Here is an 11,848-nt window from a genome sequence, read left to right as displayed (position 1 = left end):
CGCGTAGGGGGGTCCCCGCAGGACGAGCGCGCAACCACGGCTGCACGCCGTGACGAGCCTTGGTGCGCGAGGACGAGGAGACACCCCGGAGGGGCGCCGCGGACCGGCCCTCACACCAAGGACCGGCGCACCGGGTGTCCCCGATCGGCGATCCGACCCCCGGGAACGGGCACGCCCTCCCAGCCCCGCCGGCGTTTGAGGCGCGGAGGTCCGGGCCCGGCCCCGCACTCCCGGGTCCGCACAGCCGCGCGCACCGGGCAGGGCGTCCGCCGGGCGACGAGGCCCGGCCGGCCGGGATGCGCGACATGCCCCGCAGGGCCCGGCACACTGCCGCCATGGGCCTCCTCACCGCCGCCGCCGCGGCCTACGCCTCCCTCGCCGCCTGGCTCTGGCTCACGCTCGCCCAGGGCATGTTCTGGCGCACCGACGTCCGCCTCCCCCCGCGCACCGCCCCCACCCGCTGGCCGTCCGTCGCGATCGTCGTCCCGGCCCGCGACGAGGCCGAGGTGCTGCCCCGCAGCCTGCCCTCCCTCCTCGCCCAGGACTATCCCGGCGAAGCCGAGGTCATCCTGGTCGACGACGGCAGTACGGACGGCACCGGCGCCCTCGCCCTGCGCCTCGCCCACGAGCAGCCCGGGCTCCCGCTCACCGTCTCCTCCCCCGGCGACCCCGCCCCCGGCTGGACCGGCAAGCTCTGGGCCCTGCGCCACGGCATCGCGCTCGCCCGCACCGCGCACGCCACCGAGCCCGACTACCTCCTGCTCACCGACGCCGACATCGCGCACGAACCCGACAGCCTGCGCGAACTGGTCGCCGCCGCCACCTCCGCCGACCTCGACCTCGTCTCCCAGATGGCCCGCCTGCGCGTGGTCAGCCTCTCGGAGCGGCTCGTCGTTCCCGCCTTCGTGTACTTCTTCGCCCAGCTCTACCCGTTCCGCCGGGTCAACCGCCCCGCCTCCCGCACCGCGGCCGCCGCCGGCGGCTGCGTCCTGCTGCGCACCGAGACCGCCGTGCGGGCGGGGGTCCCCGACTCCATCCGCCAGGCCGTCATCGACGACGTCTCCCTGGCCCGCGCGGTCCAGCGCTCAGGCGGCCGGATCTGGCTCGGGCTGGCGGAGCGGGTGGACAGCGTGCGCCCGTACCCCTCGCTCGGCGACCTGTGGCGGATGATCTCGCGCAGCGCCTACGCCCAACTGCGCCACCAGCCCCTCCTGCTCGCCGGGACGGTCGCGGGCCTGGTGCTCGTCTACCTCGTGCCCCCGGCCGCCCTCCTGGCGGGGCTCGCGACCGGGCGCCCCGCCCTCGCGTGGGCCGGCGGCCTGGCCTGGCTGCTGATGGCCGCCACCTACCTCCCGATGCTGCGCTACTACCGACAGCCCGCAGCGCTCGCCGTGCTGCTTCCGCTCACGGCCCTGCTGTACCTCCTGATGACCGTCGACTCGGCCGTCCAGCACTACCGGGGCCGCGGCGCGGCGTGGAAGGGCCGTACCTATGCCCGTCCCAGCGACGCCTGAAACGGCGAACTGCCGCTCGAAGCAGCGTCATCCGAGGTCACCGACGTGTGACGCTGCGTCAGCACTAAATCGGTGCACGACACAACCGGTGAGTACGAGTAGGAACAAGGTGGGGTGGAAGTGGCGAATCGTGCACGTGAACGCCAAGTGAAAGCTGTGGCCCTGACCTGCGAAGATGCAGGTCAGGAGGGGGTTCGGGGCACCTCGCTATGGACCCGGTGAAGTCGTGGGCTTAACTTAGGTCCCATGACCTCCCCCCGCTCCACTTATGGCGGCGGTTACTACTCCGCGCCCTCCTTCCCGGACACCCCCATCTACGACTCCCTCGTCGCCGAACGCGGCACCCCGCAGATCGCCCCGATCCGCGTCCCGGCCGCCTACGACTCCCCGAGCGCCGGTTATTCGAGCGGTGGGTACCTGCCGGCCCTCGCCTCGGCGCTCCCCGCGCTGCCCGCGGCGGTTCCGCAGCAGCAGAACGCCCCGGCGTACGGATACCCGTACCAGCAGCAGGCCGCTCCGCAGCCGATGCCGCTGCAGCACGCACCCGCCCCCTACATCCCGCAGCAGCAGCCGATGGCGGCCCGCGTGGGATACGTACCGCAGCCCCAGCCGCAGCAGCCCCGCCCGGTCGCCGCGGCCACCGGGTACGAGGCCATGCGGCCGGCCGCGCCGCGCCCGATGTCGGCTCCCGCGCCGGTACCGGCCGCCTCGTACGAGGACCCGTACGGCCGCCCCTACCAAGGACGCGGCTACTGATCCGAACGCGGATATCCGCTGGGGCGGAGGAGGGGGCGGCTGACAGGATGCCCCCATGTCGAATTTGTATGTCCAGGAGCTCCACGTCCATCCCGTCAAATCGCTGTCGGGGACCGCGCCGGAAGAGGCGGCCGTGGAGCCCTGGGGTTTGTCCGGGGACCGGCGGTGGGCACTGGTGGACTCCGGCGGCACGGTCATCACCCAACGCCAGCAGCCGCGGCTGGCCTTGGCGGCGGCCCGTCCGCTGAGCGACGGCCGGATCGCGCTGTCGGCTCCGGGTATGGCGGAGCTGGTCGTGGAGGTGCCCGAGCCGGGTCCGCTGGAGCCGATCGTCCTGTTCGGGAAGAAGGTCGAGACCGTGGCCGCGGCGCGCGCCGCGGCCGACTGGTTCGGCGCGTACCTGGGCGTGCCGGCCCGGCTGGTGCACCTGGACGATCCGGCCGTACGCCGGCCCGTGGATCCGGCTTACGCGCTGCCGGGTGAGACGGTGAGCCTGGCCGACGGGTATCCGCTGCTGATCACCACCCTCGCCTCGCTGGACGCGCTCAACTCGCTGATCGCGCAGGGGGACCATCCGCACGAGGGTCCGCTGCCGATGAACCGCTTCCGCCCCAATGTGGTGGTCTCCGGCGCCGAGCCCTGGGCGGAGGACGGCTGGCGGCGCGTCGCGATCGGCGACGCCGTCTTCCGCGGGGTCCGGGAATGCGGGCGGTGCATCGTCACCACCACCGACCAGCGGACGGCGGAGCGGGGCAAGGAGCCGCTGCTGAGCCTGGCCAGGCACCGGCGGATCGGCAAGTCGCTGGCCTTCGGGCGGCTGCTGGTGCCGGTGCGGCTGGGCACGGTGCGCGTCGGCGACGAGGTCCGCGTCCTGGAATGAGCGCGATGCGCGGTGTGACCGCGATCGGCCGACCGGAATGACACCTTCGAGGGGCTCCGCGCCCAGGCTGGAACCAACCGCCCCGACCAGGCCGTTGGATCAGTCAGGACACGTGACCGCCCTGCCGGGAAACCGGAGCCGGCTCGGGTGACACATGTCTCGTGCGTCCCGGAATGCGCGTCCTCGGGGCATGCGGAAGGCTTGGGCGCGCAGGCAGACGGAGGCAGAGGGGGTGCCGGACCGTGCGGACAGCAATGGGTGTGTGGCGTTGGCGGCGCAATCCGCTGCGCCGGCCGACCGATCTTTTCGAGGCGTGGGTGGCGTTCGCCGCGCTGGTATGTCTCCTGCTGGTCGCTCCGGCCATCGGCTGGGTGGCGGGCCTGCGGGTGGACGGGCAGCTCCAGCGGGCCGCGGTGGAGCAGCGGCAGGAGCGGCATCTCGTGCCGGCGGTGGTGGTCCGCGAGGCCACCGAGTCGGCCGCGAGGGCGTCCGCCGATCCCTCGGCGCAGCAGAGCGCCCCGTACCGGACCCGGATCGTGGCCGAGTGGACCGCGCCCGACGGCAGCAGCCACCAGGGCACGGTGCCGGCCGCGGAGGAACCGCCGCGCCCCGGCGACCGGTTCCGGATATGGACCGACGCGCACGGCCGGCTGGTGGGGCAGCCGCTCGACCCGTCCGCCGCCGCGTTCCACGCGGGGGTGGCGGGCCTGGCCTCGGCCATCGGCGCGGCCGCACTGGTGGAAACGGTCCGCCGGCTGGTCGTACGGAGGCTCATGCATCGGCGGTACATACGGCTGGACCGCGCGTGGGCGGCGGCCGGGCCGGACTGGGGCCGGGCAGGCGCGGGCAGTTGACCTGGCAGCTCGTCGGCGTCCCGCGCGCTACGGTGGGGCATCGGCAGCGCGAGTACGAGGGTGGGGGCACGACAGCACCATGGCTCAGGGCACGGTCCAGGTGACGCACGGCGGGGCCTCGCGGTGGCGCCGCCGCTCCGGTGAGTATCCGACGCTGACCGCCGCACTGGCCGTCGCGGGCGACGGGGACGTGCTGTCCATCTCTCCCGGCACCTACCGGGAGAACCTGGTGCTGCACCACGCCGTCACCCTGCGCGGGCCCGAGGGCGGGCTGGGGTCGGTGCGGATCGCCCCGCTCGACGGGGTGGCGCTGACGGTGCGTGCCTCCGCCGTGGTCCAGGACCTGCACCTGGAGGGCCAGGACCGGGCGGCTCCCGCGCTGCTCGTCGAGGACGGCTCCCCCGAGCTCACCGATCTGCGGGTGAGCACCCGGTCGGCGGCCGGCATCGAGGTGCGCGGCAGCGGGGCCCGGCCGCTGGTGCGCCGCTGCACGGTGGAGAACCCGACGGGTGTCGGGATCGCCGTGCTGGACGGCGGCGGCGGGGTGTTCGAGGAGTGCGAGGTCGTGGCCGCCGGGCAGACCGGGATCTCGGTGCGCGGCGGCGGCCGTCCCCGGCTGGAGCGCTGCCGGATCCACCACTCCGCGGGCGCGGGCATCGGGGTCACCGGCGAGGGCTCGGGCCTGGAGGCGCTGGGCTGCGAGGTGTACGAGATCAAGGGCACCGGGGTGCAGGTCGCCGCGCGCGCCACGGCCCGGCTCACGGACTGCGCGGTGCACCGCACCACGGCCGACGGGGTCACCCTGGACACCGACGCGGTGCTCACCCTGGTCGGCTGCGACATCCACGACATCCCGGAGAACGCGGTCGACCTGCGGTCCCGTTCGGTGCTCACGCTCAGCCGCACCACGGTGCGCCGCTTCGGCCGCAACGGCCTGTCGGTGTGGGACCCGGGGACGAGGGTCGACGCCGAGTCCTGCGAGATCCACGACAGCACGGGCGACTATCCGGCGGTGTGGATCAGCGACGGGGCCGCGGCCTCGCTGGCGAACTGCCGGGTGCACGACGTGCCGGACGCACTGTTCGTCCTGGACCGCGGTTCGCGCGTCGACGTGGTCGACAGCGACCTCTCCCAGGTCCGGAACACGGCGGTCTCGGTGAGCGACGGGGCCACCGCGCAGCTCGACGACTGCCGGATCCGGGAGGCGGCGACCGGGGCCTGGTTCCGCGACCACGGCAGCGGCGGCACCCTCGCCAACTGCACCATCGACGCCGTGCAGACCGGTGTGATCGTCACCAAGGGCGCCGACCCGACCCTGGAGCGGTGCACGGTCACCTCCCCCGCCGAGGCCGGCTTCTACGTGTCGGCGGGCGGCCGCGGCACCTTCACGGCCTGCCGGGTCACGGGCAGTTCCGGCTTCGGCTTCCACGTCATCGACGGCTGCCGCACCGCCCTGTCCCGCTGTCACACCGAGCGCTGTGCGCGCGGGGGGTACGAGTTCGCCGAGGACGGGCCGGTCGCCGAGGACTGCACCGGCGACGCATCCGGCTCGCGGGCCGCGGCCCAGGCGACCCCGGGCGGCGAGTTCGCCGGGGCTCGGGCGGGGATCCGTACGGTCACCGCCGCCCAGGGCCCCGCGGCGCAACAGGCCTCCCCGGTGCCGGCGGCCCGGCCCGCGGACCTGCCCGAGGCAGCCGGCGCGGCCGCCGACGCACGCGGGTCGGGCGAGGTGCTGGGCCAGCTCGACGCGCTGGTCGGCCTGGACAGCGTCAAGCGCGAGGTGCGCGCGCTCACCGACATGATCGAGGTGGGCCGGCGGCGGCAGCAGGCGGGCCTCAAGGCGGCCTCGGTGCGCCGGCACCTGGTCTTCACCGGCTCCCCCGGCACCGGCAAGACCACGGTCGCCCGGCTGTACGGGGAGATCCTCGCCTCCCTCGGCGTGCTGGAGCGCGGGCACCTGGTCGAGGTGTCCCGTGTGGACCTGGTCGGCGAGCACATCGGGTCCACGGCGATCCGCACGCAGGAGGCCTTCGAGCGGGCGCGCGGCGGGGTGCTGTTCATCGACGAGGCGTACGCGCTGGCTCCGGAGGACTCGGGCCGGGACTTCGGGCGCGAGGCCATCGACACCCTGGTGAAGCTGATGGAGGACCACCGGGACGCGGTGGTGGTGATCGTCGCCGGGTACACCGCGGAGATGGACCGCTTCCTGACCGTCAACCCGGGCGTGGCCTCCCGGTTCTCCCGGACCATCACCTTCCGCGACTACGGTCCCGAAGAGCTGCTGCGGATCGTGGAACAGCAGGCGGAGGAGCACGAGTACCGGCTCGGCGAGGGGACGTCCGAGGCCCTGCTGGCGTACTTCACGGAGCTGCCCAAGGGGCCCGCCTTCGGCAACGGCCGCACCGCGCGCCAGACCTTCGAGTCGATGGTCGAGCGGCACGCGGGGCGGGTGGCGCAGTTGTCGGAGCCGAGTACGGACGAGCTCACCCTGCTGTTCCCGGCGGATCTGCCGGCGCTGCCGGCTCCTTGCTGAGCCGCTGCGGCGGCACGCGCGACGGATCGGCGGCGCCCAACCGGGTGAGCAGGGCGTCGCGTTCGGCGGCGAAGGCCGGATCGGCCTGGTAGTCGGAGTGGCCGAGGATCGGCGCGGGCAGCGGGTGGCGGGCGCTGCGCCCGTAGGCGATCGGGTCGGCGAGCGGACCGCGGTCCACGCCCTCGGCGGTGCCGGGCAGGACCGGGCCGCCGATGGGGTCGGTGGCCCGCCACAGGTTGCGCCAGCAGTCGACCTCCCCGTGCAGGGCGGTGAGCGGGCCGGGGCCGAAGTAAGCGGGGAACCAGCGCCCGTAGAGGCGCCCGAGCGGCGAGCCGTAGGTGAGCAGGGCGACCCGGCGGCGGGCGGGCGGCGGCAGCTGCCAGACGGCCGCGGCGGCGAGCACGCTGCCCTGGGAGTGGCCGGAGATCACCAGGCGGCCGCCGGTACGGGCGGTCCAGCCGGTCATCCGCCAGGTCAGGTCGGGGACGGCGCGCTCGGCGTAGCAGGGCGGCGCGAAGGGGTGGGCGGCGCGCGGCCAGAAGGTGCCGACGTCCCACAGGATGCCGATGGTGCGGCGGGCGGCGGGATCCCGGTAGGCGCGGCGGCCCCAGGTGACGAAGAGGACGAAGCCGAAGCCGATGAGCCAGGACCCGGTGTCCTGGGCGGCGCGGGCGGCGGCCTCCAGCGGCGGGCGGCTCCCGCGGGCCGCCTCGCCCGGAACCTGCCCGCTGAGCCAGGCTCCGGCGAGCGCGCCCGCGCCGAGCAGCAGGGTGATCCCGGAGACGGCCGCCACGAACCACGGCGCGGAGTCGGTGAGCGCGGCGGCGGCCCGCGCCCCGGCGATCCGGCGGCTGCGCGCCCGGTCGGGGGCCTCCCCCGGGTACTCGGCGGCGATCCCGGCGGCCAGCCGGCGCCTGGCCCGGGCTCCGCGCACGGCGAACCAGGCGGCGAGCACGGCCAGTACGAGCAGCAGCGGGGGCAGTACGGCGGCCTGCCAGGACAGCAGCACGGGCGGCCCGGGCAGCGGTGTGCCGGCCATCCCCGGGGTGCCTCCCCCGTCCAGCCAGTCGGCGACGCGCTGGGCCACCCCGCCCGACATCACCCCGCCGAGCGCGCAGCCGAGCATGGCGACGGCGGGCCCGCCGAGGCCGCGCAGGGCGGCGGCGGGATCGGGCGCCCGGCGGTGCAGGTACCGGGCGACGGCCGCGAGGGCGAGCACGCACACCCCCTGGCCCAGCATGAGCACACCGAAGGCGAAGTCGCCGGGGAGCCGCCCGGCGGAGGTCCAGCCGGGGCGCGACCAGCAGGCGTGGACGAGGACGGCGGCCAGCAGGGCGAGGGCCGCGCCGGGCAGCAGGGTGACGGCGGCGCGGTCCAGCCGGTGGTCGGCCCGGGCCTCGGTGCGGCCGCGCCGGCAGACGACCCAGGCCACGGTCAGCGCCCCGGCGCCGAGCAGGACCTGCACGACCCAGCCGAGCGCTTCGAGTGCGGGGGCTCCGGCCCGGCGGTCGTAGCGGAGGGTGGGGGCGGCCACCGCCGCGGCCACCGTGAGCAGCCCGGCGGCGGTGTGGGCGGCGCGCAGCCGGGCCACGAGCCTGCGCCCGTACCAGAATCCGGGGCGGCCGAGCGCGGGCGCGGTGTCCGAGGCGGTGTCCGGGTCGGGGGCGCCCGCGGGCGGCGGCTGGGATTCGTAGGCGCTCCAGGTGCGGTTGGACAGGAACCAGAGCAGCCCCGTCAACGCGGCCGGGACCAAGGCTCCGAGGGCGAGCCGGCGCCCCGGCTGGGCCCACCAGCCGCCGTCCGCGAGGAATCCCATCCAGGAGCGGTCGGCGGTGCAGGTGCCGGATCCCGCGCACTGCCAGGCGAACAGGTCGAGCGCGACCTCGCAGGCGGCCGCGATCAGCAGCACGGTCAGGCTGAGCGCGAGGATCCGTACGAGGACGCCGTACGTGCGCACCGCGCGCGGCGCGGGATCGGCGGCGGGCGAGGCCGGCCGGGCCCAGTGGGCGAGGTTGGCCACCATGAAGGGCAGGAGCAGCAGCCACAGGGCGCGGGCTCCGTTGCCGGAGGTGAGCCGGGACCAGCAGTACGCCTCGGGGACGGGACTCGCGGCGTACCGCTCGGGGTGGGCTTCGGCGTCGGCGTCCTCGGTGCGGCGGAAGACGGCGGCGGTGGAGTCCCCGGTGACGCGCACGGTCCGCGGATCGCCGAGCAGTTCGGCGGGGGCGGCGCCGGCGACTCCGTGGACCAGGAGTTCGAGGGCGAGGGGCGTGTTCCCTTTCGGGCTGTCCGTCACAGCGGCCTCCGCGGACGTCCCGGATGCGACGGCCCCAGCATCCCGCACCCCGGGACGCCTGCCCAGTCCCCGCGCCGGCCCGGTGCCGATGCGGCTGACGCTCCGTCACGCGTCGAAGCCGCACCGGTGGAGATGCTCGCAGACCTCCAGCAGGGCTCGTACGTACGGACATCTTCCGGGCGCCCGGCTATGGTGGCGCGCACGCACGTCCGGAATCCGATCCCAGGGGGTACCGCCATGGCTCGCCGACTCCGACCGGTGGGGCTGGACTTCATCGAGGACGCGCCGGTCCGGCTGGCCTTCACGGCCGTGGCCTCGGCGCCGCCGGAGGCGGTGTACCAGGCGCTGGCCGAGGAAGTCGAGGGCTGGCCGCGCTGGTTCAGGGCGGTCACGCTGGCCCGCCCCACGCACGGCGGTGCGGGCCGGGAGGTCCGGCTGATGGGCGGGGTGCGCTTCCAGGAGACCATCATGGCGGCGGATCCTGAGCAGCGTTACGCCTACCGGGTCGACGAGACCAACGCCCCCGGGGTGCGGGCCCTGTTGGAGGAGTGGCGGCTGACGCCCGCCGGTTCGGGCACGCACGTCCGGTGGACCTTCGCCGCGGACGGCCCGACCCCCTTCCGGCTGGCCCTGACCGCCTTCCGCCCGGGCCTGGGCCACTCCTTCCGCACGGCGGTCCGTACGCTCGACGGCCGCCTCACCGCCCGGCGCGGGGCGGAGCAGTAGTCGGGGGCGGACCGCCGGTCCACGAGCCCGTCAGGTCACCGGGTGGACCGGGTACGCCGAGGCCAGGTCTCCGTAGCCTCCCGCCGCCCGCGAAGTGCACCACCGCGCACCGCCCGCAGTACCAGCCGCCGGACACTCGATGCCCGCCATGGCTTCCCCGAAGCTCCGCCGTCGTCAAGTCGGCACAGCGTAGCCAGCCGACTCGGGCCCGGCCAGCGGCATTTCCCCCGCGGGGCGCAGGACCGGTCAGGCCGCCGGCTCGCGCCAGACCCCCGTCGACAGCAGCGTTTCGAGGGTCTTCGTGTACGGGGCGATGTCGAGGCCCTGCGCCTGCAGCCACGCGTCGGAGTAGTACTTGTCGAGGTAGCGGTCGCCCGGGTCGCAGAGCAGGGTGACGACGCTGCCCGTACGGCCCTCCTCCACCATCTCCGAGATGATCTTCAGGGCGCTCCACAGGCCGGTGCCGGTCGAGCCGCCCGCCTTGCGCCCTATGGCCGTCTCCAGCGCGCGGCAGGCGGCGACGCTCGCCGCGTCCGGGACCTTCATCATCCGGTCGATCGCACCGGGCACGAAGCTCGGTTCCATCCGCGGCCGGCCGATGCCCTCGATGCGCGAGCCGCAATCGCTGCTCGCATTAGGGTCGTTGTTGGTCCAGCCGTCGAAGAAGCAGGAGTTCTCCGGGTCCGGGACGCAGATGCGGGTGTCGTGCTGCATGTAGTGCACGTAGCGCGCGATGGTCGCGGAGGTGCCGCCGGTACCGGCGGTCGCGACGATCCAGGCGGGCTCGGGGAAACGTTCCAGCTTCAGCTGCTGGTACATCGATTCCGCGATGTTGTTGTTGCCGCGCCAGTCGGTGGCCCGCTCCGCGTACGTGAACTGGTCCATGTAGTGGCCGCCGGTGCGCGCGGCGAGCTGCGCCGACTCCTCGTACATCTTCATCGAGTCGTCCACGAAGTGGCATTCGCCGCCGTGGAATTCGATGAGGCGGCACTTCTCCGGGCTGGTCGTGCGCGGCATGACGGCGATGAACGGGACGCCGATCAGCTTGGCGAAGTACGCCTCGGAGACGGCGGTGGAACCGGAGGAGGCCTCGATGACGGGACGGCCGGGGCGGATCCAGCCGTTGCAGAGGGCGTAGAGGAAGAGCGAGCGCGCGAGGCGGTGCTTGAGGGAGCCCGTCGGGTGCGTGGACTCGTCCTTGAGGTAGAGGTCGATGCCCCAGGCCTCGGGGAGCGGGAAGCGCAGCAGATGCGTGTCCGCGGAGCGGTTGGCGTCGGCCTGGACCTTGCGGACGGCCTCCTTCAGCCAGGCGCGGTAGTCCGCGTCGCTGCGGTCGACGTCGATCGTCGTGGCCGTCGTACCGCTGGTGCCGGTGGTGCTCATGCGCCGTGCTCCTTCGTGCGTGTATTCGCCCCCTGCTTTCGCAATGTACCTCCCCCACCTGCGCAAACAGTCGCTTTGGGTTTCCATGCGAATCGCTTTCGATCGCGTTCGGTTGCACTGTGGCGCACCGTGGGTGACCCTGGTGGAGCATTACCGAGGGTGCAGCACCCGTAACACTCATGTCGGGGAGTCGCAGCCGTGATCAGTCATTCCCGCAGGCACTGCGTCGTCGAACTGCAGGCCTTGCCGTGCCGGATCGGTCAGATCCGTAGAATCGTTTCCGCGCAATTGCGCCACTGGCAGCTGGATCCGCTCATAGACCGGGCTGCGCTCGGCGTGACGGAACTCCTCAGCAACGTCCACCGCCACGCGCAGCCGGACAAGACCTGCACCGTCGAGATCGAACTCCGCCTCGGGCGGCTCACGGTCTCGGTCATCGACAGCGATCCGCGGCTGCCGGTGCTGCGGGTGCCGCAGGGGGACTCGCTGGAGACCAGCGGGCGCGGACTCGCGCTCGTGGAGGCGGTCAGCGAGGCCTGGGGCGCGCGCCACCAGGCCGACGGACCGGGCAAGGTGGTGTGGTTCTCGCTCACCGCGGCCCCCGCGCCGGCGGCTCCGCAAGGTCCGGTACGGATCGGTTCGAAGCCCGTACGAGAACCCGCCCGGTCGGCGCTCGTCGCCGTGGACCCCGGCGCCGTCGCGACAGGCCTGTCGGTGGCCGCGTCGGTCGGCGTCAGGCCCGGCTGACCCCCGCCGGCCGCACTCCTGGGCCGCCCGGAGCCCGACCGGCCGGGACCCCGCAGCCCGCCCTCTAGGGCCTGTGTGATGTCGTGATCAGTTCCTGGCTTCTGGCCTCTTCGCGAGGTGGAACCCAGTAGGACTGTGGTCGTGACGCGTAGGCAACTC

The 11,848-nt window shown here is 74.3% G+C and carries 9 protein-coding genes; 7 read left to right on the top strand and 2 right to left on the bottom strand.

The genetic code is table 11. The annotated features are described in order from the left end of the window. The first annotated feature begins 335 nt into the window (after nt 1-335). From ACFWBN_RS22720 to ACFWBN_RS22700, 5 genes are all read left to right on the top strand, one after another. Entirely contained in the window at nt 336-1,514 is a 1,179-nt protein-coding gene (locus ACFWBN_RS22720) for a glycosyltransferase (RefSeq protein ID WP_385178714.1), read from the top strand. 246 nt (nt 1,515-1,760) lie between these two features. Continuing rightward, on the top strand, nt 1,761-2,270 hold the full coding sequence (locus ACFWBN_RS22715; protein ID WP_385178713.1) for a DUF6643 family protein: 510 nt from the start codon (nt 1,761-1,763) through the stop codon (nt 2,268-2,270). A gap of 55 nt (nt 2,271-2,325) precedes the next feature. Next, nucleotides 2,326-3,150 carry an MOSC domain-containing protein gene (locus ACFWBN_RS22710; RefSeq protein WP_385178712.1) on the top strand — a complete coding sequence of 275 codons (825 nt, stop codon included), beginning with the start codon at nt 2,326-2,328 and terminating at the stop codon, nt 3,148-3,150. Between the two features lie 242 nt (nt 3,151-3,392). After that, entirely contained in the window at nt 3,393-4,004 is a 612-nt protein-coding gene (locus ACFWBN_RS22705) for a hypothetical protein (protein ID WP_385178711.1), read from the top strand. Nucleotides 4,005-4,083: 79 nt separating this feature from the next. Beyond that, nucleotides 4,084-6,537, top strand: a complete 2,454-nt coding sequence (locus ACFWBN_RS22700) for a right-handed parallel beta-helix repeat-containing protein (RefSeq protein ID WP_385178710.1) — start codon at nt 4,084-4,086, stop codon at nt 6,535-6,537. On the opposite strand, the gene ACFWBN_RS22695 is transcribed toward ACFWBN_RS22700, so the two are convergent. Continuing rightward, complete coding sequence (locus ACFWBN_RS22695; protein WP_385178709.1) at nt 6,488-8,833, bottom strand: hypothetical protein; 2,346 nt, start codon at nt 8,831-8,833, stop codon at nt 6,488-6,490. The two genes, ACFWBN_RS22700 and ACFWBN_RS22695, sit on opposite strands and share 50 nt — an antisense overlap. Nucleotides 8,834-9,070: 237 nt before the next feature. Between ACFWBN_RS22695 and ACFWBN_RS22690 the strand changes: the two genes are divergently transcribed. Beyond that, nucleotides 9,071-9,559 carry an SRPBCC family protein gene (locus ACFWBN_RS22690; protein WP_385178708.1) on the top strand — a complete coding sequence of 163 codons (489 nt, stop codon included), beginning with the start codon at nt 9,071-9,073 and terminating at the stop codon, nt 9,557-9,559. Between the two features lie 246 nt (nt 9,560-9,805). Here ACFWBN_RS22690 and ACFWBN_RS22685 read toward each other — a convergent pair whose 3' ends face one another. Continuing rightward, nucleotides 9,806-10,942, bottom strand: a complete 1,137-nt coding sequence (locus tag ACFWBN_RS22685) for a PLP-dependent cysteine synthase family protein (RefSeq protein ID WP_385178707.1) — start codon at nt 10,940-10,942, stop codon at nt 9,806-9,808. A 198-nt stretch (nt 10,943-11,140) separates the two neighbouring features. Between ACFWBN_RS22685 and ACFWBN_RS22680 the strand changes: the two genes are divergently transcribed. Continuing rightward, entirely contained in the window at nt 11,141-11,689 is a 549-nt protein-coding gene (locus tag ACFWBN_RS22680; RefSeq protein WP_385178706.1) for an ATP-binding protein, read from the top strand. The last annotated feature ends 159 nt before the right edge of the window (nt 11,690-11,848 follow it).

Source organism: Streptomyces sp. NPDC059989 (assembly GCF_042736975.1).
GTDB lineage: Bacteria > Actinomycetota > Actinomycetes > Streptomycetales > Streptomycetaceae > Streptomyces.
This window is presented reverse-complemented; position numbering and strand designations above follow the sequence as displayed.